Raw genomic sequence first — 23,256 nt, forward strand, 5'->3', positions numbered from 1 at the left:
CGCTCAGGCTCACTGCGATGGCGCGCTCGGTTCAGCGCGCCATTTTTTTATTCCGGCCACCATCGCTGTCGACGAACCCGACCACCGTATCGAGCACCGGCGCCAGGCCGCGCAACGGCCAGGCGAACGCGCCGATCAGCGAGACATGGCTGGTGTTGTCGAAGTAGATTTCCTCGACTGGCACGCCAGCGGCACGCAAGCTGGTCGACAGTCCGGTCGTGTTGCGCACGGCGTTGACCACCTTGTCGGCATGCGACGCGATCAGCAGTGCCGGTGGCGCGCCGGACGTCACGTGATTGATCGGCTGGGACTCGGTAGGCGTGTCGGGATAGAAGAACACCGGACGCACGTCGCGGTTATCGATCGGAATGAAATCATACGGCCCCGCCAGTCCGATCCAGCCCCGCAATGCAGTTGGCGATGCCCCCTGCGCCGCGAGCCAGCGGGTATCCAGCGCCACCATCGCCGCATTGTAGGCACCGGCGCTGTGCCCCATCACGAAGACCCGTTTCGGGTCGCCGCCGTACCGCTGGATTTCTTTCAGGGTCCACGCCACTGCCTGTGCGGAATCGTCGACAAATGCCGGATAGCGCACTTGCGGATAGAGCCGGTAATCGGCCAGCACGGCCACGATGCCGCGGGCAGCAAGTGCCTCGCCGACGAACGCGTAGTCGCTACGCGAACCCATGTTCCAGCTGCCGCCGTAAAAAAAGACCACGACCGGTGCCGCCGCCTTGGCGTCACGCGGACGATAGATATCGAGCTGGTTGCGCTGATCGCTGCCGTAGTGGATGTCGCGGCTTTTTTCGGACGCGTAACCGGGCGTCGCGGCGTTAATCAGCGTCAATGGAGAGCAAGCCGTCAGGCCGCCCAGCAGCAGCAATGGCGTCATGCCGATGGCCAGAATTTTCAGTGAAATGGTCATGCCGTGATCCTGTTGTGAAGGGCGCAAAAAAAGCATCGTATTGCCGACCCGATGCCTGGTTGATACGCATGCTAATCGCAAACGGATTCGTCCGTGCGCGTGAGGCTGGAGACGACCGCGCCGCCGGACCGGCACTGCGCTCCAGAATCGTCAGGCTTTCAGCAGACGCTTTTCTGCGCGCGCCACGCTCTCGGTGGTGCCGCGCAAGACGAGGATGTCGCCGCCCTGCAGGACGGTATCGGGCTTGACCTCGATGCGATTCTTGCTGCGCCGGATCGCGGTCACTTCAGCGCCGAACTCCTGCAGATTAATCGCGATCAGTGTCTTGCCAATCGCTTTCACATGATTGCCCAGCGTTACCGAATGCAGGCGCACATGCAGGTGATCAGGATCGTCTTCGGCGTCGCTGGTGCCGTGAAAATAACCCCGCAGCGAGGCATAGCGCTCGTCACGCGCAGTTTGCACCCGATGCACCACACGGCGCAGTGGCACACCCAGCATGACCAGCGCATGGGAGGCCAGCATCAGGCTACCTTCGATGGCTTCCGGCACCACTTCGGCAGCACCGGCGGCACGCAACTGGTCGAGGTCGGTATCGTCATAACTGCGCACGATGACGGGCAATGCCGGTGCCAGTTCATGCGCCAGATGCAGCAGCTTCAATGCCGACGGCGTACTGGCATACGTCACCACCAGTGCCGCCGCGCGATGGATACCTGCTGCCACCAGCGACTCGCGGCGCGCCGCATCGCCGTACGACACGTGGGCGCCGGATGCCTGCGCCTCCTGCACCCGGTCAGGATCGAGGTCGAGCGCGTGATACTGGATGCCTTCCTCTTCCAGCAAGCGCGCCAGGCTCTGGCCGCTGCGACCGAAGCCGGCGATGATCACGTGCTTCTGGGTCTTCATGGTACGGGCGGCGGTCTGGGTCAGCGCGACCGATTGCATCATCCATTCGTTGGCCGACAGCTTCATGACGATGGCGTCGGATTTGGCCAGGATGAACGGGGCAATCAGCATCGACAGCACCATCGACGCCAGGATCAGCTGCACGATGAACGGATCGATCAGTCCCAATCCGCCGACCTGATTGAGCAGCACGAAACCGAATTCCCCCGCCTGCGCCAGTGCCAATCCGGTGCGCAATGCCACGCCGGTCGAGGCACCGAACAGGCGGGCCAGCCCGGTGATGAGGACGAACTTCAACAGGACGGGCGCAGCCAGCAGGAGCAACACCAGCCACCAGTTTTCCAGCACCAGCCGGACATTGAGCAGCATGCCGATGGTGATGAAGAACAAGCCGAGCAGGACATCCCGGAACGGCTTGATGTCTTCTTCGACCTGGTGCTTGTATTCGGTTTCGGAAATCAGCATGCCGGCCACGAACGCGCCCAGGGCCAGCGACAGGCCGGCCTTTTCGGTGATCCAGGCCGCCCCCAACGTGATCAGCAGCAAGTTCAGCATGAACAATTCCTGCGAGCGTCGCTTGACCACGACCCGGAACCAGTTGCGCATCAGCTTCTGGCCGATGACCAGCAGCAGGACCAGCACACCGACCGCCTTGAGCGTGGCCCAGCCAAGCGTGACGGCGATATCTTCCGGTGCCTGCGCCAGCGCCGGCACGAGGATCAGCAAGGGCACCAGCGCCAGGTCCTGGAACAGCAGGATGCTGATGATGCGACGGCCATGTTCGCTTTCGAGTTCCAGCCGTTCGGTCAGCAGTTTCGAGACGATCGCCGTCGACGACATGGCCAGTGCGCCGCCCAGCGCAAAGGCGGCACCCCAGCTGATATCGGCCACCTGCGGCAGCAAGCGGGCGGTGCCCCAGCCGCACACCATCGTCGCCAGAATTGTCAGCAGCACCTGCGCCATGCCAAGGCCGAACACGGTACGCCGCATCGATACCAGCTTCGGCAAGGAAAACTCCAGCCCGATCGAGAACATCAGGAACACCACACCAAACTCGGCCAGTGTGTGCGTCGTGCTGGTGTCTTCGGCCCAGCCAAGGCCGTGCGGACCGATCACGATGCCGACCGCGAGGTAGCCCAGCATCGGCGGCAAATGCATCATGCGAAAGGCAACCACACCGAGGACGGCGGCGCCGAGTAGCAGCAAAGTGAGTTCTAGCGCGGAATGCATGGGGAGCGAAGATATCCTTTAAGCGAACGCAAGGCGATTTTTTAGTTACGGCTGGCAGATTTTTTGCTTTGGTAATTCGTTTATACTTTCGGGCATGAGTGTACCCCATCAAAAACCAGTTCCCGAGGCGTTGGACGCCGACCACGCCGCCCACGCAGCCCGCGCTGGGCGCGCATTGCAGCTCGGCCGCGAAACCCTGCAGATTGAAGCCGATGCGCTGCTTGCGCTGAAAGACCGACTCAACGGCGCCGCCGGTGTACGGTTTTCCGAGGCCGTCGAATTACTGCGCAATTGTACCGGCCGCGTGGTGATTTCCGGTATCGGAAAATCCGGTCACATCGCCCGCAAGATCGCCGCCACCCTCGCCTCGACCGGCACCCCGGCACTGTTTGTCCACCCGGCCGAAGCAGCCCATGGTGACCTCGGCATGGTGGCGCAGGATGATGCCTTCGTGGCCATTTCGAATTCCGGTGAAACCGCCGAACTGATGGCGATCGTGCCCATCATCAAGCGCATGGGCGCGACCTTGATTGCGATGACCGGCCACGACAATTCCAGCCTGGCACGCCTGGCGACCGTGCATCTGAACGTGGCGGTGGACAAGGAAGCCTGCCCGCTTAACCTCGCGCCGACCGCCAGCACGACGGCGGCACTGGCACTGGGCGATGCGCTGGCCGTGGCATTACTGGACGCACGCGGCTTTCGCGAGGAAGACTTTGCCCGCTCGCATCCGGGTGGCGCGCTGGGCCGCCGCCTGCTGACGCACGTGCATGATGTGATGCGCAGCGGCGAGCAGATTCCTGCGGTGCTGGCGAGCGTGTCGTTATCCCTCGCACTGGCCGAAATGACCCGCAAGGGCATGGCGATGACGGCGGTCGTCGATGCTGATTTCCGGCCGATCGGCGTCTTTACCGACGGCGACCTGCGCCGCCTGATCGCGCATGTGCAGGACTTCACCAGACTGTCGATTGCTGACGTCATGCATGCCGATCCGCGCACCATCGGCCCGGACCAGCTGGCGGTCGATGCAGTGCGCATCATGGAAGAGTCCCGCATCAATCAGCTGCTGGTAGCCGATGCCACCGGCGTCCTGGTCGGTGCCTTGCATATCCATGACCTGACCCGGGCCAAGGTGATCTGATGCCGTCGATCCTGACCGAAGCAAATGCAACCGCGAACGCGACCTCACGCGCAGCGCAAATCCGCCTGATGATTTTCGACGTCGACGGCATCCTGACCGATGGCAGCCTGCATTTCGGCGCCGACGGTGAACTGATCAAGACCTTCAATGTCCTGGATGGCCAGGGCATCAGGCTGTTGCAGCAATCGGGCGTCGCCACGGCCATCATCAGTGCGCGCAAGTCGGCACTGGTACAGCGGCGCGCGAGCGACCTCGGCATCACGCACGTGATCCAGGGTAGCCATGACAAGCGCGCGAGCTTCGAGCAGTTGCTGCTGACGACAGGATTCAGTGCCGGGCAGTGCGGCTTTATCGGTGACGATGTGATCGACTTGCCGGTCCTGCTACGTGTCGGCTTTGCCGCCAGCGTACCCAACGGTCACCACGAAGTACGCCAGCGCGTGCACCACGTGACCACGGCGCATGGCGGTGGCGGTGCGGCGCGCGAGCTGTGCGATTTCATTTTGCGCGCACAGGGCAACTATGAGGCGGCGCTAGCGCCGTATCTGGCGTGAGTAACAGCAGCAACGGCGCGAAGGCTGCCAACCGCTTCCGGCTGGGCCTGCTGATTGCGTTGAGCGTGACGCTGGTGCTGGGTAGTTTCTGGCTGATCGAAGTGCTGCGCAAGAGCGGCCTCGCAGGCATCACCGAACCGGCGCGAACAGCGCCCGACTATTACGTGACGCATTTCACGTTCGTCAAAATGGCGAAGTCACAGACCGGCCGCTACAATATTTCGGGTGACCGGCTCACCCACAGTCCGGTCGACGATTCGCACGAAATCACCCGTCCCGTCATCCACAACCTGACCACCGGTCGACCGCCGATGGTGATGACGTCCGACCGCGCGCTGGTCAGCAAGGACAATACGGAAGTGCAAATGATCGGCAACGTGGTGGTCGACCGGCCGCCCTCGCGTGACACCCAGCTGTTCCACATGACATCGCCCTATTTGCTGCTGCTGCCTGAAGACGATGTGATGAAGACCGACAAACCAGTCGACATGACGCTAGGCAAAACGCAGTTGCGAGGCACGGGAATGGTCGCCAATAATGCGACCCGACAGCTCGACTTGTCGCACCGCGTGCACGGGGTATTTCCACCCTCGGCTGCGCGCTGATTTCGTCGCTGCGCTTTCCTTAGAATGATTCAAACAGGACCCTCCATGAAATCGCTTTTTCCCCTCGTTATGCTCATGCTCAATATCGCCATCGTGCCGATCGTGCATGCTGAGAAGGCAGACTCCGGCAAACCCACCGTGGTCGACGCCGATCAGATGGCGTACGACGATGTCAAGCAAATCAATACCTTCACTGGCGCAGTGATTGTCACGCGCGGGACATTGCTGATGAAAGCCGCACGCGTCGTCGTCACCCAGGACGCTGCCGGTTACCAGTTCGCCACGCTGTACGCTGCGCCCGGCAGCCTGGCCAGTTTCCGCCAAAAACGCGATGGCGGACCCGACCTGTGGATCGAAGGTGAAGCCGAACGGATCGAATACGATGGCAAGACCGAGCTGGTCAAACTTTTTTCAAAGGCAAAGATGCGTCGACTCGACGGCACCAAGCCGACCGATGAAGTCGAAGGCGAATTCATTTCGTATGACAGCCGCAGCGAATTTTTTTCGGTCAACAACACTGCGACTGGCCCCGACAGCAAGGCCGGCGCGGGTCGCATCAAGGCCGTGATCCAGCCACGTACGCCGGGTGCCGCCAAATGACGGCCGAGATGACTGCCAGCAAACTGATCGTCAGCGGTCTGAAGAAAAGTTACGGCGTACGGCAGGTCGTCAGCGATGTCGCGCTGGAGGTAGGCAGCGGCGAAGTGGTCGGCCTGCTCGGCCCGAATGGTGCCGGCAAGACCACCTCCTTTTACATGATCGTTGGCCTGGTCCCATCGGACGCTGGCGAGATCCGGCTGGACGGCGTCGACATTTCGCGCCTGCCCATCCACCAGCGGGCGATGCTGGGTCTGTCGTACCTGCCGCAGGAAGCGTCGGTGTTTCGCAAGCTGAGCGTCGAGGACAATATTCGCGCGGTACTCGAATTACAGCGCGAGGCAGGCAAACCACTGAGCCGGCAAGTCATCGATCAGCGCCTTGACACCTTGCTGCAGGATCTGCAAATCGACAAGCTGCGTGACAACCAGGCTCTGTCCCTGTCCGGCGGTGAACGACGTCGCGTCGAAATTGCGCGTGCGCTGGCGACCAATCCGCGCTTCGTGCTGCTGGACGAACCGTTCGCCGGCGTCGACCCGATTGCCGTGATCGAAATCCAGCGCATCGTGCGGTTCCTGAAAGAACGCGGCATCGGCGTCCTGATCACCGACCACAACGTGCGCGAAACGCTGGGCATCTGTGACCGCGCCTACATCATCAACCAGGGTGCTGTCCTGGCCAGCGGACGCCCGGATGACATCATCGCCAACGAGTCGGTACGCCGGGTGTATCTCGGCGAACACTTCCGGATGTAGGCCCGGACCACGATGAAACAATCCCTCCAGCTCCGCACCTCACAGCATCTTGCGCTGACACCGCAACTGCAACAATCGATACGGCTATTGCAGTTATCCACGCTGGAACTGCATCAGGAACTGGAGCAGATGCTGACCGACAATCCGCTACTGGAACGGCTCGACGATCCGCTGGATCATTCGGTACGCCTGCTCGCCGATGGTGCCATCGGCGCCGACGGCATTCGCCAGCAAGGTGCCAGCGAGGATGCCAATGCCGCCCCTCCCAGCAGCGACGGCGAAGCGCCTGCCGAGGTCAGCAACGAGGCACCGGAAGGCGCCGCCAGCAGCGAATCGGACTGGACCTTCGACGACGTTGCGCGCACCTCCAAAGCGCCGGAAGACGACGATGCGCGACCCCAGCTGGAAGCCCATGAACTGACGCTGCGCGATCATTTGCTGGAGCAGATGCGGGTCACCGTACGCAATCCGCGCGACCGGGCACTGGTCGAACTGATGATCGATGCACTCAACGACAACGGCTATCTGGAAGACACGCTGGAGGCGATCCACGAGCGCTTGCCGGCCGAACTGGCGATCGACGCCGACGAGCTGACGATCGCCCTGAAACTGCTGCAGAGCTTCGATCCTGCCGGCGTCGGCGCACGCAATGCCGCCGAATGCCTGGCACTGCAGATCCGGCGTTTTCCCGGCATTGCCATGGTGACCCGGCGCATGGCGCTGGACATCGTCGAACACTATCTGACGCTGTTTGCGCAGCGTGATTTCAGCAAGCTCAAGAAGGCGCTGGACTGTGACGATGAAGACCTGCGCGAAGCACAATGCGTGATCCGGCAATGCAATCCGCACCCCGGCGCGATCTTTGGCAGCGGCACCTCGGACTACGTGGTGCCGGATGTCATCGTCAAGCATACCCGCGCCGGCTGGCAGGTCATGCTCAACCACGACGTGATGCCGCGCCTGCGCGTCAACGCCCTGTACGCGAACATCCTGAAGCAGAATAAAGGCGATGGTTCACTGACATCGCAGCTGCAGGAAGCGAAGTGGCTGATCAAGAATATGCGTCAGCGTTTCGATACGATCCTGCGCGTGGCACAGGCAATTGTTGAACGCCAAAGGAACTTTTTCTCGCATGGTGCGGTCGCCATGCGCCCTCTTGTCTTGCGCGAAATTGCTGATACACTGGGTTTACACGAGAGCACCATCTCCCGTGTGACAACCCAGAAATACATGCTGACCCCGCATGGCATGTTCGAGTTAAAGTACTTTTTTGGCAGCCATGTCGCCACTGAAGCCGGGGGCGAAGCGTCCTCAACGGCGATACGGGCACTCATCAAACAATTGATAGGAGCTGAAGACCCGAAGATTCCATTTTCTGACAGCAAAATCGCAGACATGCTGGGAGAACAGGGTATGGTGGTGGCACGACGCACCGTCGCAAAATATCGAGAAGCCCTGAAAATCCCATCCGTCAACCTGCGCAAGGCACTGTAATTTTCTTCCAAGTTTTTCCGTAGTTTCATTTGTCATGTTTTACCTGTCGTTGTGTTCGACAGTGCCCATCCGGGTACAAAACGAACCTCCAGCGGCACTATTCAAAGGAGCGCCGTATGAATCTCACAATCAGTGGACATCATCTCGAAGTGACCCCTGCCATCCGTGAATATGTGCAAAGCAAGTTGGAACGCATCAAACGTCATTTCGATCACGTCATTGATATCGCTGTCATCCTGACTGTAGATAAACTCCCCGAAAAAGAAAAACGGCAACGAGCAGAAATCAACCTGCACGTGCGCGGCAAGGACCTGCATGCAGAAAGCATTGCCGAGGACCTGTACGCCGCCATTGATGCGCTGATCGACAAGCTCGATCGCCAGGTCATCAAGTACAAAACCAAACTGCAGGACCATCAGCACGACGCCATCAAACACATCCCTGAACCGGTTGTCGAGATATCCTCCTCCTGACTGATCTGCTGCCGGACAAACCGGCATGAACGAACCTGGGGCGCATTGATTGCGCCCTTTTTAATCGCCTGCAATTGACTTGCCTGCAATTTAATGTAATCCGATGGACTCCAGAACATGACCGCACTCATCCAGACCCAAGTAACCAACGCTATCGGCAACATCACGCTTGACCGGCCCAAAGCCCTCAATTCTTTGTCGCTTGCAATGGTGCGCGAACTGACCGGGATCGTGCTGGGCTGGCGCGACGCGGCGACGGTGCGTGCGGTGGTCATTACCGGCAGTACCGGAAAAGCATTTTGTGCCGGTGGCGATATCCGGTTTTTTTACGAGGCTGGCCTGTCGACACCCCAAGGCGGCAGCGCGGCGCTGGACGATTTTTTTAGCGAAGAATATGCCCTCAACCATCTGATCCATTTTTTCCCGAAACCGTGGATCGCCGTGATGGACGGGATCGTCATGGGCGGCGGCATGGGGCTGGCGCAGAGCGGCGTACAGAACCGTCTGCGTATCGTCACCGAGCGGACCAGAATGGCCATGCCCGAAGTCAATATCGGTTTGTTTCCGGATGTCGGCGGGAGTTATTTTCTGTCACGTTCGGCAGACCAGCTGGGGACGTATCTGGGTGTCACCGGCGAGATGATCGGTGCCGCCGACGCGCTGTATGCGGGCTTGGCGGATGTCTTTATTCCGAGCAGCGAACTGCCGGCTTTACGCACCCTGCTGGAACACGACAACAGCGCCGATGTACGCCACGCCATCCGCGAATTTGCCAGCGCCTTCAGGGATCAGTGCGACCCCGCCGGCAGCACGCTGGCACGTCATCACGCCGCCATCCGGCAGCACTTCAGTCTGCCGTCGGTACCGGACATCGTCGCCTCGCTGTCGCAGGACGACAGCGACTTCGCGCAGACCACGCTGGCACTGATGCAAAAACGCTCGCCGCTGATGATGAGCGTCACGCTGCGTCAGGTGCGTCTGGGTGCCACGCTGGATCTGGCGGGATGTCTGCGCATGGAACGCACGATGGTACGGCGCGCGTTCGAGCGCGGCGAAGTGCTGGAAGGAATACGTGCGGTCGTGATCGACAAGGACAACCAGCCGCAATGGCAACCGGCGACGCTGGCCGAGGTGACCACCGAGATGGTCGACGCGTTCTTTGTTCCGGCCTGGCCGGCTCAGGCGCATCCGTTGCGCGATCTGGTGAGTTCGGTAGCATAGGCCGGCCAGTTGGCTGACTGACGTCACATGCTCAGACTTCATCCACCATGAAAATGCGCCGGTGTTCACGAATCGCATAGCGGTCCGTCATCCCGGCGATGTAGTCCGCCACCTTGCGCACCTGCGCTGCATCATCACCCTTCTGCGACTGGTAATCAGGCGGCAGCAGGCTGGGCTCGCCAATGAAGACGTTGAAGAGGTCGGTGATAGTGCGGCGGGCCTTGCTGGTCATCCGGTTGACCAGATAATGTCGATACAGATTCTCTCGCAGGAACTGTTTGAGCAGTGTGGCCTGATGCTGCATCGCCGGTGAGAAGGTAATCAGCGGCGGTGCATTGCGCACGTCATCGAGGCTGCGCAGGTCGGCCTGCCTGATGCGCTCTTGTGATGCGGCGATCAGGTCGACAATCAGCGCATTGATCATCCGCCGGATGGTCTCGCTAATCGCGCGACGACCGCTGATGCCGGGATAAATTACCTCCACATCATGCCGGTGCTGCGCATACAGATCCACCTCGTCGAGCTGGGCGACGCTCAACAATCCCGAGCGCAAACCGTCATCAATATCGTGATTGTTATACGCAATCTCGTCGGCCAGATTGGCCAGCTGGGCTTCCAGTGTCGGCTGCTTTTTGTCGAGGAAGCGCTGGCCTATCGCGCCCAGCGTGCGGGCATTGGTCGGCGAACAGTGCTTGAGGATGCCTTCCCGGGTTTCGAACATCAGGTTCAGGCCGTCGAAGGCGCCGTAGCGCTCTTCCAGCACGTCGACCACACGCAGGCTCTGGAGATTGTGTTCGAAGCCGCCGTGGTCTGCCATGCAGGCGTTGAGTGCATCCTGACCGGCATGACCGAATGGCGTGTGGCCCAGATCATGAGCCAGCGAGATGGCTTCGATCAGGTCTTCGTTGAGCTGCAGATTGCGCGCAATCGAACGGGCGATCTGCGCCACTTCGATGCTGTGCGTGAGCCGGGTGCGGAACAGGTCGCCTTCATGATTGACGAAGACCTGGGTCTTGTATTCCAGTCGGCGAAACGCCGCGCAATGAATGATGCGGTCGCGGTCGCGCTGGAATTCCGAACGCGATGCCGGCGCGGGTTCGGCAAACTGTCGCCCCGGCGACGTCGCAGATTGGGCGGCATAGGGTGCCAGCTTGGTGTCAGCAGCAGTGTCACGATGAATCATTGAGTGCCTTTTCAATCCCGGGGCCTGAACTGTATCCCGTTCAGGCAGTATGCACGCAGGCGTGCAGCGTCGCGGCCACCATCGCGTCGGCGGCGCCGGTAATGACGGCAGTTCCCAGCGGTTGCAACAGGATGAACTTGATCGCGCCACCCTCGTTTTTCTTGTCGACCTGCATCAGGTCAAACCAGGTGACCTGTCCGAGATCGGGTGCCACGGTCGGCAAACCGGCCGCCGCGACCAGGCGCGTCAGACGATCTTTCGCCGCCGCGTCGATGTAACCCAGTCGTTGCGACAGATCGGCGGCCATCACCATACCGCAACCCACCGCCTCGCCATGCAACCAGGTGCCGTAACCAAGACCGGCCTCGATGGCATGGGCAAAGGTATGACCAAAATTCAGGATCGCCCGGATGCCCGATTCGCGCTCGTCCTGCCGCACGATCTCGGCCTTGATTTCGCAGGAGCGCTGGATGGCCCAGGCGATTGCTGCCGGATCGCGCGACAGCAGTGCACCGATGTTGGCTTCGATCCAGTCAAAAAATACCGCATCGATGATCGCGCCATGCTTGATCACTTCGGCCAGGCCTGCTGACAATTCCCGCGCCGGCAAGGTGTCGAGCGTACCGGTGTCGGCGATTACGGCTTGCGGCTGGTAGAACGCGCCGATCATGTTCTTGCCGAGAGGATGATTGATGCCGGTCTTGCCACCCACCGACGAATCGACCTGCGACAGCAAGGTCGTCGGCACCTGGATCAGCGGCACGCCACGCATGTAGCTGGCGGCGGCAAAGCCGGTCATGTCGCCGACCACGCCGCCACCGAGTGCGATCAGGGTCGTTTTCCGGTCGCATTTTTCGGTCAGCAATCCATCGAAAATGGTCATCAGGTTGCGCCAGGTTTTTTCTTCTTCGCCATCGGGCAGGACGATGGTCGTGACCTGCTTGCCGGCGGCCGTCAGTGTGCGAGTCAGGCGCGCCAGATACAGCGGTGCGACCACGGTGTTGGTCACGATGGCTGCGCGATCGCCGTGCACGTGGCGGGCCAGCAGGTCGGCGTCATCAAGCACACCGTGGCCGATCGTGATCGGATAGCTGCGCACGCCGAGGTCCACCTGCAGTGCGATCGGTGACAATACAGGCACAGGCTGTGCCGGCAGGCAAGGCAGCGCATCGGTCAGTACAGGTTCAGTCGGCATGGAGGCAGCAGTCAGGGGTAAGGCAATATCAAGTTGGGAAAGGATATGGTTCACCAGAAACTGTACATTGGGGCGGCCAGTATCGATGACGATATCCGCAATTTCGGCGTACATCGGGTCCCGCTGGCGAGAAATATCTTCGAGGCGGCGACGCGGATCGGCGGTTTGCAGCAGCGGCCGGTTTTTGTCATGTCGGGTGCGTTGCAGGATGCTGTTGACGCTGGCACGCAAGTAGATCACGGTGCCATGCGCGGCGAGCAAGGCACGGTTATCGGGATTGAGCACGACGCCGCCGCCGGTGGCCAGCACGATGTCGTCGAGTTGCGTCAGGTCGCGGATCACTTCCGCTTCGCGCTGGCGAAACGACGCCTCGCCTTCGATTTCAAAAATCAGCGGAATCGAAGCGCCGGTGCGCGCCTCGATTTCGTGATCCGAATCGATGAATCGCTTGTTGAGTTTTTTGGCAAGGGCGCGGCCGACCGTGGTCTTGCCGGAGCCCATCAGGCCGATGAGAAAAATGTTTCGTGTCACGTTGTGTCAGTCTTTAAAGCGACCTGGCAGGTGGCAGGTGCCGGTCGTGTATGCGTTCGTGCGCCCATCATAAAGCAGTGTTCGGCAAAGCCGGATTTTGGGCTTGTCCGCTGACCGGAAAAACCGATGGCCGGGTATGCAAACCCCGGCCATCGATGGCACTGCAGCGAGCCGAATTATGGCGTCAGCTGCAGTGTTCTGGAAGTCACAAGTCCGCGGGGCGACTTCACGGTAATGTCGACAAAATCGCCGGTGACGCAGGTCGGCGCTGCGATCACCGCAGCTATTATCGGGCCGACCGTGTTCGGGATGATGCCTGGCGTAACTGTCGCGGAGCAAGCTCCCGTAGGACTGGCGGCGCGCCCGTCAACTGCTATGGTGGTTCCTGTCGGCATGCTGTTGCCATTCACGTCAGCCACCGTGAACCCGATGCCGCTCCCCCGCGACGTTGTCTCCAGACTGAAATAGGCTTGACCACTGGCGAATACCACCATCTGATGCCCCCTCACGTCAGCCGCACCCCAGACACCATCGCAGGTGTCGGTGCGTCCCTTGTAGCCGCCCACACACACGGTGGTGCCAGCGCGCGGAACAACGAACTCTCCCGTATCAAAGAGGTTACTGAAGTTATCGTCACGGTAGGCATTGCCCAGATCAGTGAATGTTTCGCCGGCGTCATAGACGTTGTTGCCATTGGCATCCACAAAATCTTCTTCGCCCGGCGTGTAGGCAAGGATGGCGACCCTGCCATTTGCCGGCCGCGTACCCTGCGAGCGGATCGAGGTTGTGCAGGACGACGCGGACGTGCCATCCGAGAGCGCCGGAACCACACAGGTTGCCGGCACCATCACGCCGGAACTGGCGACGAAGTTGACGGACGTACCAACCGGCACCGGATTGCCCTGGCGATCGGCAAGGGAGAGCGTGATGTTGGTAGACACGCCATCGGTAAACAGTCCTTCGATGCTCAATTTTTCAGCAGCAATGCTGGTTGCTGATTGCACTGGCACGCCCGAGGCGACCAATAGCGTATTGGATTTTGAACTGACCGACTGGTTCGAGGCGAGTACCGCATTGACTTGAAGCGACGTCGGTATCGAACCGGAAAAGACCGGGACCGATACCACGCCAGCGCTGTTGGTGGTTGCCGCCACGGTGGAAGTATTGCCGACCGTGCCCAGCGAAACGCCTGGTGCAGCGTTGGTCAGCGACAGATTCAGGGATTGATTTTGCAGCGGATTGCCGCTGGAATCGACCACCTTGAACGACACTTGCGACTGCGTCGCGCCAACCGAGCCGACCAGATAAATCAATTGCGGCGTGGCGCTGACGAACTGGATGTTGGTTGCCAGCGTAGGCTGTACCGCGATGGTTCCGCTCAACGACGACGCGCTGGCTGCGGCTGCCGTGACGTTCACATTCGCGCCGGCGCAGCCCGGGATCGTGGTGGAATTGGCGGTGTACGTCGACGATGCCTTGCCGGTGCCATCGGTGGTCACGGTCGCCGGTGTGACCGTTCCGCAGCTGGCGGTAAATGTAATCTGTACTGGCGTATTCGTGGCCGCTGCACTATTGATGTTGGCAGTGACCGATACGGCCCTGGTACCGTAGGCGGCCAGCGGCGTGCTGGTCTGGACATCCAGCGTCGACAGCGTCAGATTCGCGGGCGATAGCTGATAGTCGATCGACCCCGCGGTGAGGATGCCGGTACCACCGGTCGATGGCACGACCGTAGCGGAAGCACTCAACGTGCCACCACTGCCGGACGACAGGGAAGCAGGCGTGATCTGAATCGTGGCGATGCCGGTCACGGCATCTGTCAGTACCGCGCCGGAGAGTGGGCTGAACGTGATCAGGGTGGCGTCACCGGTAAAAGTGACCAGCTTGCCCTTCACGGGATTGTTTTTCTCGTCCACGACGGTCGCCTTCGCGGTGGTCACACCCGACGCATTGATCGACGACGTTGCGGTCGCACCGTTAAACAGTGTCAGCGTTATCTTTGGAACGGAGGCGGTGATCGTCGTGCCGCCCGTACCGCCCGCTGTGCCACCCGTGCCACCGTTGGTGGTTCCTGAACCCGTACCGCCGGTGGTACCCGGAGAGCCGCCGCCGCCGCCGCAGGCACCCATCAACAGTGCGCAGGCCAACACCATCAGTGTGCCGGTCGATTTATTGTTCATGTGATCTCTCGATATTGGTTGCATGTGATTGCGTGTCTTTGGGTGTCTCTGGTCTGTTTGCGTATCTGGCCTACTTCGGCGCGACCGCGTTTGCCGTGCTGCGTCAGCGAGTCGACAGTCTGTCCGCCACAATCTTGGGCGTAATAAAAATCAGCAGCTCCGTCTTGTCATTGGTCCGGCCAGTCGTCTTGAACAGATTGCCAACAATCGGAATGTCACCGAAAAATGGAATCTTGGTGACCGAGTCCAGCTCACGCTGCGTGAAGATACCACCGAGCACGACCGTACCGCCGTTTTCAACTTGTACGTTGGTCTTCACGTGTTTGGTATTGATCGCAAATCCGCCCGGAGCCGGTGCACCGCGACTGTCCTTGTTGACGTCGACGGTCAGGATGATATTGCCGTCCGGTGTAATCTGGGGCGTGACTTCCAGCTTCAGGTTGGCTTTCTTGAACTCGACCGAGGTGGCGCCGCTGCTGGTGGCTTTCTGGTACGGGATTTCTTCGCCTTGTTCGATCAATGCCTGTTGCTGGTCCGCAGTGACGACACGCGGACTGGAGATGACCTTGCCGCGACCGTCGGCTTCCAGTGCTGACAATTCCAGATTCAGGAAGCGATTGGCCGCTGCCGAAAACAGACTGACCGCCAGGCTACCGGCATTGAGTCCGTTGATACCGGCTGCCGGCAAGCTGACAAACTGCGAATTCGGAATGAAGCTGCCGTCGGTGATCGTGGCTTGCCCGGTCTGCTCGCCGACGCCAAGATAATTACCGGTCACGCCAACGCGGGTGTTGCCGGCAACCTGGTAGCCACTCTCACCACCACGCGTGGTGCGCAGGTCCGTGAAACCAAGCTTGGCACCGAGGTTTTTGCTGAACGTGTCGTCTGCCTCGACAATCCGCGCTTCAATAAGCACCTGACGCGTTGCCACGTCGGTGATCTGGATCAGCTTGCGTACTTCGTCGAGCTTGGAGGCGATATCGGTGACGAACAGCTTGTTGGTACGCGGGTCAATCGCGGCACTGCCGCGCTTGGACAGTATGCGATTCTTGCCGTCGCCGGACGAGCTGTCCAGGCCAAACACCATCTTGAAGGCTTCGGCTTTCTGATAATTGAGCTGGAAGGTCTCGGTCTTCAACGGCTCCAGATCGGCGATCTGGGCGCGCTGTTCCAGTTCGAGTTTTTCCTTGGTCAGCAATTCATCCTTGGGCGCGATCCAGAGCACGGTGCCGTTCTTGCGCATGTCCAGACCTTTGGCCTGCATCACGATGTCCAGCGCCTGATCCCACGGCACGTCTTTCAGACGCAAGGTTAGATTGCCAGAGACTGTGTCGCTGGTGATGATGTTGAGGCCGGTGAAGTCGGCGATGACCTGCAGGACCGAACGCACTTCGACATTCTGAAAGTTCAGCGACAGCTTTTCGCCGCGATATCCCTGGGTGCCCTGGGATAACTTGTTGGGCTCTTCCTTGATCGGCCGCACTTCGATGACCAACTGGGAATCGCTCTGGTAGGCACTGTGCTCCCACAATCCCTTGGGCTCGATGACCATCCTGACGTTCTCGCCCTGCGGTGACGTGGTGATGATTTTTACCGGCGTACCGAAATCCCCGACATCCATCCGCCGCCGTAACACGTCAGGCAATCCGGCCTTCAGAAAATCCACCACGATGGTTTGTCCTTGCTGCCGGACATCGATGCCCATCTGGTTCGATGGCAAGTCGATCACCACCCGACCTTCGCCGGAAACACCGCGACGGAAATCGATATCCCTGATCTGCAATTTGCCGGGCAAGGCCTTGATCGCGGGAACAACCGGCAAGCCGGCCGCGTTGACCGGTGTTGCCAACCCGCCAGAGCCATCGATCGTGACCACCACCGAATTGCCTTCGACCACGGTCGCGTAATTCAGGCTGCGGCTGAGATTGAATACCAGGCGGGAGCGCTCCCCGGCCTGGACCACATTGACGTTGCGCACGTCGCCCAGGCTAATATCCTGAGCAGATTTTCCGGTGGCATTGGTGGTACCGACAAAATCCAGCGCAATCCGGGCGGGACTGGCAATCGTGAAGCCGATAGGTGGTTTGCTGACCGGATTTTTCAGCAGAATCTTGACGATCACATTCGCACCTTGCTGGTTGGCGCTGATGGATTCGATGGCATTTTCCTGTGCCTGCGCCCAGCCCGCTGCGCCGACCAGTCCGACCACGCCGCAAAACTTCAACAACTTTTGTGCGATCGTGCCGACCATGCCGAACGTGATTGCTGAGTGTATTTTTAACGCGCTCATTTCTTGGTCTCCTGCAGCTCTAACTTGCCTTTGCGTTCGACCCATTCGCCGGACGCATCTTGAACGATTTCCCGCAGTTCGACAGCCGATTCAGTGATGCCTGAAACCATGCCGAAGTTCTGTCCGATGTAGCTACCTTTTTTTACCTGGAACAATGTTTTGTCCGCCAGGATCAGTGCAAAACTGGCGCCGGTCTTTTGCAGCGTACCGACCATCTTCAGCGTATCGAGCGGATAGGCTTCCAGCGGCTCCCGGCGACGCTCGAGGTCAGGCTTCATACCCGAACTGTTGGCCTGTAATTTTGCAAATGCCACCGCCAGCTTGGCCGGATTGTAGGGGTCGATCGCGCTTTTTCCGGCATAGGTGAATGGGGTGAATTTCTTGGGTGGCGAGAGCATTGGAATGGAGACTTTGGTTTGCTTGCGCACCTCGTCCATCCACGTCCTGACTTCTTGTACGCCACTGTCGCCGCAGCCGGACAGGATGCATAACAACACCACACTCGGCATGGCGGTTCCCAGCCGTGACAGGACGGTCATGGTTTCCCCTTCGTCTTCTCTGCCGCAACCTTGCGCTGCGCCAGAATTTCATCCTGATCGAGATACCGGAATGTCTTGGCGATTGCCTCCAGCGTGAGCACGCCCGAGGCGGCTGCAGACAGGCTCATGTTGTTGAGCGTGACGATGCGTGGCAGGTTGGCGATGTCGCTGGTGAATGCACCGACATCGTGATAATTCCCGGTGACCTTGATATCGATCGGCAGCTCTGCGTAGTAATCGCGGACGATGACCTGGCCAGGCCGGAACAGCTCGAATTGCAGACCACGTCCGACCCCGGCCTGGTTGATATCCGACAGCAGCGCATCCATTTCCGCCTTGCTTGGCAACTGCTTTTCCAGCGTGGCGACATACTCGCGCACCTGGTCTTTTTGCTTGCGCAATCCCTCGAGATTGATCGATTGCTGGATCTTGCTTTTGTACGCATCTCTTAACTGCAGCTCGGCCGCTTCGCCGGCGTTGAGCTCATCGATCTGGCCACTCCAGTACAGAAACCAGCCGAGTATCATCGCCACAGTCAGGACGCCGACGCTACACAACAAGCGTGGCGCCAGCGGCCATTGGCCAGGATGACGCCCACTCAAGCCCCGAAACTGACCCGCCAGCGATTCTCCGAAATTTTTCAAATCTGCCATCACGGATCTTTCGTTTATTGAGGTTTGCCAGGCACAACGATTGCGGGAACCGTTGCCTTGGCTGTTGCCGCATCGGCAGCAGGCTGGTCTTTATCACGTGGCCGCTTGATGCCGACGTTGATGATGAAATCGAAGACCCGTTTTGTGTCCTTGTTTTGTCCAATGGCGACCGCTTTGATTTCAATCAGGTCTGGTCGCTCGAGCCACGGCGAGTTATTGCTGAGGTTACGCAGCAGCTCGGAAACCCGTTCGTTGGATTGGGCATAGCCATTGAGGACGACACGCTGGCCTTCTTGCTTGAATGACTTCAGATACACGCCTTCGGGTACTTGCCGGACCAGTTCATCCATCAGATATACCGGCTGATTGCGGTCACCCTGCAAGTCTTCAACCGCTTGCTGACGCGCTTTCAGTGATTCAATTTCGGCTTTAAGCGTGGCAATTTCCTTGATTTCATTGTCGAGCTTGAGATTCTCGGCTTTGATGAAATCATTGCGCTGGTTCTGGCCCGAAATATTATTCGCAATAACGACGCCCACCAGCAACACGACCAATGCACCAATCAACGCGGTAACCACCATCATCGCGATAAAGGCATTTTTGCGTTGCTTGCGCCGCTCTTCGCGGTGTGGCAACAAATTAATCCGGATCATTAGTCAAACCTCCGCATCGCGAGACCACAGGCAACCAGATAGGCGGGTGCTTCATTGCGCAGTTGTTTTTCGCGGACATTCGCTGCGAGCTGCATGCCCTTGAAGGGACTAACGACCGATGTCGTCAGCTTGGTGCGCACGGCCACCGTATCCACCAGGCCGGGGATGATGGCGCAGCCACCCGCGAGGAATATCTGGTCGATGCGGGTGTAGGGTGTCGAGGTAAAAAAGAACTGGATTGCCCGCGTCACTTCGAGCGCGGCGCTATCGAGAAACGGTTCGAGGATCTCCTGTTCATAGCCCTCGGGAAGATCGCCGGTTTTTTTCTTGGCTTCGGCATCCTCGTAGGACAACCCGTAGGCACGCACAATATCCTGGGTCAATTGATGGCCACCGAAAGGTTGTTCACGCTCGTAAATTGTCTGACCATCGAGCAGCACCGAAATGTGCGTCACCTGGGTACCGATCTGAAACAGCGCGAAAATCTGCCCCGCGCCACCTTGGGGCAATTGCGATATCAGGCGGTCCAGGGCCGTCCTTGCGGAATAGGATTCGATATCCATGACGATGGGCTTGAGTCCGGCAGCCTCGGCGATCGCAACGCGGTCTTCGACTTTTTCCTTGCGCGTGGCGGCGATGAGGACCTCGACATCTTCGGGTGAATTCGTGACTGGTCCGACAACATCGAAGTCAAGGCTGACTTCGTCGAGAGCGAACGGAATATATTGGCTGGCTTCGGTTTCGACCTGGAACTCAAGGTCCTCTTCCGACAGGCCGCCGGGCAAGACAATTTTTTTGGTGATGACGGAGGCTGGTGGCATGCCCAGCGTGACGAGCTTGGCGCGGGTACCGCTTTTTTTCCAGACACGCCGGACTGCTTCGGCGACCTGTTCGATATTCTCGATGTTGCCGTCAACCACGGCACCCCTGGGCAGGGCTTCTGAGGCAAAGTGCTCAAGTCGTAATTCGCTTTTTCCTGCATCACTCAGCTCAACCAGACGTACACCGGATGTGCTGATATCGAGGCCTATCATCGGAGCATTTTTGCTGCCGAACAACGATCCGAGATCTAGAGCCAATGGAATTCCTCCGTGCCGACACTGCTACTGTGAGACCGGCTCAACAAGGCGTCTGCTGAACTGATCGAATCTTGTACGAATTACTAAAAATTCCGTTTAAAAACCGCTGCTTGCCTGCCCTTGTAGGAAGGTACGTTAAATCGTAGCAACAAGGCGCAGAAAGTGTAAAGCACTTTCCACAAAGTAATTTGCAATGCCGTTGTCAAAAGCCGACGAGAGTACAGCGTCCCGGATGAATTTGCACTTTTTAAGCGGCAAGCCGGTCTGCCGAAAAGCTGCCGCTATAATGCATCGAACCTTGACCTCACCTGCCCAGAATGACCACTAAAAATTCGCCTGCATCAGCGCCGTCTACTGCCCCATCTGCGCGTCGCGCCTCAAGTATGTTGAAAAAGATTTTATGGGGACTGACGGGTGTCTGTGCCGGCCTGGTTGTCGCTGTCATGCTCATCATTGGGTTCACGTTGGCACTGGCCTATCCGAAGCTTCCGCCACTGGATTCGCTGACCGACTACCGCCCCAAGATTCCACTGCGGATTTTTTCGGCAGACAATGTGCTGATCGGTGAATTTGGTGAAGAGCGCCGTAACCTGGTGCGCATCAAGGATATCCCGGAGATCATGAAAAAAGCCGTGTTGGCGATCGAGGATGACCGCTTTTACGAGCATGGCGGTGTCGACTACCTCGGGATTCTGCGGGCAACGTTGCACAACCTCGCTGGTGGTGCGCGACAAGGTGCCTCGACCATCACGCAACAAGTCGCGCGCAACTTCTTTTTATCGAGCGAGCAAACCCTCAAGCGCAAGGCCTACGAAATTTTGCTGGCATGGAAAATCGAGCAAAATTTAACCAAAGACCAGATTCTTGAGGTGTATCTGAACCAGATCTATCTTGGTCAACGCGCCTATGGATTTTCCTCTGCAGCACAAATTTATTTTGGCAAAAAGCTGCCTGAGCTGACGATTGCAGAAGCCGCCATGCTGGCAGGCTTGCCCAAAGCGCCATCGGCCTATAACCCCGTCGTGAACCCGAAACGCGCAAAGGCCCGCCAGCAATACATCTTGTTGCGCATGCACCAGCTCGGCTACATCACGGATGCCCAGTTCAAAGAGGCGCAACAGGAAGAATTGAAGATCAAGACAGACACCACGGAGTTCGGTCTGCATGCGGAGTATGTGGCGGAAATGACGCGCCAGCTGGTCTACGAACAATACAAGGAAGACACCTATACGCGTGGACTCAGCGTGTTCACTACCATTACCAAAGCGGATCAGGACGCGGCTTACATTGCACTACGGCGTGGTGTCATGGATTACGAAAAACGCCACGGCTATCGCGGTCCGGAAGGCTACATGGAGATCCCGGCTTCGAAGGACGAAGCGGAAGATGCGATTGAAGTCGAACTGGCCGACCATCCGGACAGTGACGACATCATTGCCGCAGTGGTTCTGGAAGCGTCACCCAAGGCAGTCAAGGCGGTGCTGGCATCCGGCGAGGAAATTGCCATCACCGGCACCGGGCTGTCATTTGCAACCAATTTACTGAGCGACAAGGCGCCGCCGAACCGGCGCGTCAAACGCGGTGCAATTATCCGCATCACCCAGGAGGGACGCGCCTGGAGCATCACCCAGATGCCCGAAGTCGAATCGGCATTTGTCGCCACCAGCACCGAAGACGGTGCGATCCGTGCGCTGATCGGCGGCTTTGATTTCAACCGGAACAAATTCAACCATGTCACGCAGGCGTGGCGTCAGCCGGGGTCGTCGTTCAAGCCCTTCATCTACTCGGCGTCGCTGGAAAAAGGTTTATCCCCGTCCACCATCATCAATGACGCGCCGATTAGCTTTGGTGCCGGGCAAACAGGTGGGCAAGCCTGGGAACCAAAAAACTATGATGGAAAGTATGAAGGCCCGATGACCATGCGCAAGGGATTGACGAAATCGAAGAACATGATTTCGATCCGCATCCTGAACAAGATCGGGGCAAAGTACGGTCAGGAATACACCAGTCGATTCGGCTTCGATTCGGCAAAAAATCCGCCCTATCTGACGCTCGCGCTCGGCGCGGGCGCGGTCACGCCATTGCAGATGGCAGGGGCTTACGCCGTATTTGCCAATGGCGGCTACAAGATCAGTCCGTATCTTATTTCACGGATTACCGACAGTGATGGCCGGGTGCTGTCACAGGTAACGCCGGACAAGGCAGGTAACGAGGCCAACCGGGTGATCGACAGCCGCAATGCGTTCATGATGGATAGCATGCTCAAGGATGTCGTGAAATACGGCACGGCAACCAAGGCGCTGGTGCTCAAGCGTAGCGATATCGCTGGCAAGACGGGTACGACGAACGATTCCTTCGATGCGTGGTTCGCGGGGTATCAGCAAAAACTGGTGGGCGTTGCATGGATCGGATTCGACCAACCCAAAAACCTGGGGAACCGTGAAACCGGCGGTGGCCTGGCACTGCCGATCTGGATTGGCTACATGCAAAAAGCACTGAAGGATGTGCCGATCGACGAACGTGACATCCCCGCTGGCATCATTCAGGCAAACAACGACTTTTACTACGCAGAGAATCCGCCCGGAATGGGCGTCGGCAGTCTGGGTGTCGGTGAGCACTCCGGTACCGGACCGGAGACCGAAAAAACCCGCGACGATGTCAAGAACGAGTTGTTTTAACGCGTCGCTGTTAAAGAGTGATCTTTAGAACGCGACTTCCGCGCCGCCCTGCTGGCTAACCATCGCCGACAGGGCAGCGAACAATTCGGAGTCATCGCGCGTATTGCGCCAGTGCTGTCCGTCATGCCTGTAATGAAAACCGCCGGACTTGGCAGCGACCCACATTTCGCGCATCGGGGCTTGGCTGTTGACGATGATCTTGGAACCGGTCTCGACGAATTCGATTTCCAGTACATTGCCACTGCGACTGCACTCCACGTCGACTGCATCGACAATGGCTGGCCGTTCCAATGCGGCCTCGATACCGCTCAATGCAGCTTCCGCCAGCACCAGGAATTCGGATTCTGTCATGTTAAACTCTCTTCAATAAA

General features: G+C 58.9%; 20 protein-coding genes. 9 read left to right on the forward strand and 11 right to left on the reverse strand.

The features are described from left to right. Nucleotides 1–31 precede the first annotated feature (31 nt). Nucleotides 32–925: an alpha/beta hydrolase gene (locus ABD720_RS17115; RefSeq protein WP_344765157.1), complete on the reverse strand. Its 894-nt coding sequence runs from the start codon at nt 923–925 to the stop codon at nt 32–34. Between the two features lie 150 nt (nt 926–1,075). Beyond that, nucleotides 1,076–3,064 carry a monovalent cation:proton antiporter family protein gene (locus tag ABD720_RS17120; protein WP_344765159.1) on the reverse strand — a complete coding sequence of 663 codons (1,989 nt, stop codon included), beginning with the start codon at nt 3,062–3,064 and terminating at the stop codon, nt 1,076–1,078. 94 nt (nt 3,065–3,158) lie between these two features. On the opposite strand from ABD720_RS17120, the gene ABD720_RS17125 reads away from it, so the two are divergent. From ABD720_RS17125 to ABD720_RS17160, 8 genes are all read left to right on the forward strand, one after another. After that, entirely contained in the window at nt 3,159–4,205 is a 1,047-nt protein-coding gene (locus ABD720_RS17125; RefSeq protein ID WP_344765161.1) for a KpsF/GutQ family sugar-phosphate isomerase, read from the forward strand. Further along, nucleotides 4,205–4,759 (forward strand): KdsC family phosphatase, encoded by a 555-nt coding sequence (locus ABD720_RS17130; protein WP_344765163.1) that lies wholly within the window; start codon nt 4,205–4,207, stop codon nt 4,757–4,759. The genes ABD720_RS17125 and ABD720_RS17130 overlap by 1 nt, the downstream gene beginning before the upstream one ends. After that, on the forward strand, nt 4,756–5,364 hold the full coding sequence (lptC, locus tag ABD720_RS17135) for an LPS export ABC transporter periplasmic protein LptC (protein ID WP_344765165.1): 609 nt from the start codon (nt 4,756–4,758) through the stop codon (nt 5,362–5,364). Before ABD720_RS17130 ends, lptC begins: the two co-directional genes overlap by 4 nt. A gap of 45 nt (nt 5,365–5,409) precedes the next feature. Next, on the forward strand, nt 5,410–5,964 hold the full coding sequence (gene lptA / locus ABD720_RS17140) for a lipopolysaccharide transport periplasmic protein LptA (RefSeq protein ID WP_344765167.1): 555 nt from the start codon (nt 5,410–5,412) through the stop codon (nt 5,962–5,964). Nucleotides 5,965–5,972: 8 nt separating this feature from the next. Then, nucleotides 5,973–6,716 (forward strand): LPS export ABC transporter ATP-binding protein, encoded by a 744-nt coding sequence (gene lptB / locus ABD720_RS17145; protein WP_344765169.1) that lies wholly within the window; start codon nt 5,973–5,975, stop codon nt 6,714–6,716. A 12-nt stretch (nt 6,717–6,728) separates the two neighbouring features. Beyond that, nucleotides 6,729–8,210, forward strand: a complete 1,482-nt coding sequence (locus ABD720_RS17150) for an RNA polymerase factor sigma-54 (RefSeq protein WP_344765171.1) — start codon at nt 6,729–6,731, stop codon at nt 8,208–8,210. Nucleotides 8,211–8,326: 116 nt separating this feature from the next. After that, a complete protein-coding gene (gene hpf / locus ABD720_RS17155; RefSeq protein WP_344765173.1) occupies nt 8,327–8,683 on the forward strand; it encodes a ribosome hibernation-promoting factor, HPF/YfiA family in 357 nt (118 codons plus the stop codon). Between the two features lie 117 nt (nt 8,684–8,800). Continuing rightward, nucleotides 8,801–9,904 carry an enoyl-CoA hydratase/isomerase family protein gene (locus ABD720_RS17160; protein ID WP_344765175.1) on the forward strand — a complete coding sequence of 368 codons (1,104 nt, stop codon included), beginning with the start codon at nt 8,801–8,803 and terminating at the stop codon, nt 9,902–9,904. 31 nt (nt 9,905–9,935) lie between these two features. On the opposite strand, the gene ABD720_RS17165 is transcribed toward ABD720_RS17160, so the two are convergent. The 8 genes from ABD720_RS17165 to ABD720_RS17200 all read right to left on the reverse strand — a co-directional run bounded on the left by ABD720_RS17165 (nt 9,936) and on the right by ABD720_RS17200 (nt 20,207). Then, complete coding sequence (locus ABD720_RS17165) at nt 9,936–11,087, reverse strand: deoxyguanosinetriphosphate triphosphohydrolase (protein WP_344765177.1); 1,152 nt, start codon at nt 11,085–11,087, stop codon at nt 9,936–9,938. Nucleotides 11,088–11,127: 40 nt separating this feature from the next. Next, a complete protein-coding gene (gene aroKB, locus ABD720_RS17170) occupies nt 11,128–12,813 on the reverse strand; it encodes a bifunctional shikimate kinase/3-dehydroquinate synthase AroKB (RefSeq protein ID WP_344765179.1) in 1,686 nt (561 codons plus the stop codon). Nucleotides 12,814–12,989: 176 nt separating this feature from the next. Next, nucleotides 12,990–14,993, reverse strand: coding sequence for a hypothetical protein (locus ABD720_RS17175; RefSeq protein WP_344765181.1), 2,004 nt, complete (start codon nt 14,991–14,993; stop codon nt 12,990–12,992). A 103-nt stretch (nt 14,994–15,096) separates the two neighbouring features. After that, the gene (locus ABD720_RS17180) at nt 15,097–17,283 is read right to left on the reverse strand and encodes a type IV pilus secretin PilQ (protein WP_344765183.1); all 2,187 of its coding nucleotides are present in this window, start codon (nt 17,281–17,283) and stop codon (nt 15,097–15,099) included. Beyond that, a complete protein-coding gene (locus ABD720_RS17185; RefSeq protein WP_344765185.1) occupies nt 17,280–17,822 on the reverse strand; it encodes a pilus assembly protein PilP in 543 nt (180 codons plus the stop codon). Before ABD720_RS17185 ends, ABD720_RS17180 begins: the two co-directional genes overlap by 4 nt. Then, nucleotides 17,819–18,475, reverse strand: coding sequence for a type IV pilus inner membrane component PilO (locus ABD720_RS17190; RefSeq protein WP_344765187.1), 657 nt, complete (start codon nt 18,473–18,475; stop codon nt 17,819–17,821). The genes ABD720_RS17185 and ABD720_RS17190 overlap by 4 nt, the downstream gene beginning before the upstream one ends. A 14-nt stretch (nt 18,476–18,489) precedes the next feature. Next, complete coding sequence (locus tag ABD720_RS17195) at nt 18,490–19,128, reverse strand: PilN domain-containing protein (protein WP_344765189.1); 639 nt, start codon at nt 19,126–19,128, stop codon at nt 18,490–18,492. Beyond that, a complete protein-coding gene (locus ABD720_RS17200; protein WP_344765191.1) occupies nt 19,128–20,207 on the reverse strand; it encodes a pilus assembly protein PilM in 1,080 nt (359 codons plus the stop codon). The genes ABD720_RS17195 and ABD720_RS17200 overlap by 1 nt, the downstream gene beginning before the upstream one ends. A 383-nt stretch (nt 20,208–20,590) precedes the next feature. Between ABD720_RS17200 and ABD720_RS17205 the strand changes: the two genes are divergently transcribed. Next, a complete protein-coding gene (locus tag ABD720_RS17205; protein ID WP_344765193.1) occupies nt 20,591–22,885 on the forward strand; it encodes a penicillin-binding protein 1A in 2,295 nt (764 codons plus the stop codon). 24 nt (nt 22,886–22,909) lie between these two features. On the opposite strand, the gene cyaY is transcribed toward ABD720_RS17205, so the two are convergent. After that, entirely contained in the window at nt 22,910–23,236 is a 327-nt protein-coding gene (gene cyaY / locus ABD720_RS17210) for an iron donor protein CyaY (protein WP_344765195.1), read from the reverse strand. Nucleotides 23,237–23,256: the final 20 nt, after the last annotated feature.

The organism is Actimicrobium antarcticum (assembly GCF_039536745.1).
In the GTDB taxonomy this organism is placed as follows: domain Bacteria; phylum Pseudomonadota; class Gammaproteobacteria; order Burkholderiales; family Burkholderiaceae_D; genus Actimicrobium; species Actimicrobium antarcticum.

Bases quoted from the DNA above. Each gene is read 5' to 3' on its own strand.
- ABD720_RS17130 (WP_344765163.1), top strand. From the start codon at position 4,205: ATGCCGTCGATCCTGACCGAAGCAAATGCAACCGCGAACGCGACCTCA.
- ABD720_RS17205 (WP_344765193.1), top strand. From the start codon at position 20,591: ATGTTGAAAAAGATTTTATGGGGACTGACGGGTGTCTGTGCCGGCCTG.
- lptA (WP_344765167.1), top strand. From the start codon at position 5,410: ATGAAATCGCTTTTTCCCCTCGTTATGCTCATGCTCAATATCGCCATC.
- ABD720_RS17175 (WP_344765181.1), bottom strand. From the start codon at position 14,993: ATGAACAATAAATCGACCGGCACACTGATGGTGTTGGCCTGCGCACTG.
- ABD720_RS17115 (WP_344765157.1), bottom strand. From the start codon at position 925: ATGACCATTTCACTGAAAATTCTGGCCATCGGCATGACGCCATTGCTG.
- hpf (WP_344765173.1), top strand. From the start codon at position 8,327: ATGAATCTCACAATCAGTGGACATCATCTCGAAGTGACCCCTGCCATC.
- ABD720_RS17120 (WP_344765159.1), bottom strand. From the start codon at position 3,064: ATGCATTCCGCGCTAGAACTCACTTTGCTGCTACTCGGCGCCGCCGTC.
- ABD720_RS17165 (WP_344765177.1), bottom strand. From the start codon at position 11,087: ATGATTCATCGTGACACTGCTGCTGACACCAAGCTGGCACCCTATGCC.
- ABD720_RS17195 (WP_344765189.1), bottom strand. From the start codon at position 19,128: ATGATCCGGATTAATTTGTTGCCACACCGCGAAGAGCGGCGCAAGCAA.
- ABD720_RS17185 (WP_344765185.1), bottom strand. From the start codon at position 17,822: ATGACCGTCCTGTCACGGCTGGGAACCGCCATGCCGAGTGTGGTGTTG.
- ABD720_RS17150 (WP_344765171.1), top strand. From the start codon at position 6,729: ATGAAACAATCCCTCCAGCTCCGCACCTCACAGCATCTTGCGCTGACA.
- ABD720_RS17190 (WP_344765187.1), bottom strand. From the start codon at position 18,475: ATGGCAGATTTGAAAAATTTCGGAGAATCGCTGGCGGGTCAGTTTCGG.
- ABD720_RS17125 (WP_344765161.1), top strand. From the start codon at position 3,159: ATGAGTGTACCCCATCAAAAACCAGTTCCCGAGGCGTTGGACGCCGAC.
- ABD720_RS17160 (WP_344765175.1), top strand. From the start codon at position 8,801: ATGACCGCACTCATCCAGACCCAAGTAACCAACGCTATCGGCAACATC.
- lptB (WP_344765169.1), top strand. From the start codon at position 5,973: ATGACTGCCAGCAAACTGATCGTCAGCGGTCTGAAGAAAAGTTACGGC.
- ABD720_RS17180 (WP_344765183.1), bottom strand. From the start codon at position 17,283: ATGAGCGCGTTAAAAATACACTCAGCAATCACGTTCGGCATGGTCGGC.
- cyaY (WP_344765195.1), bottom strand. From the start codon at position 23,236: ATGACAGAATCCGAATTCCTGGTGCTGGCGGAAGCTGCATTGAGCGGT.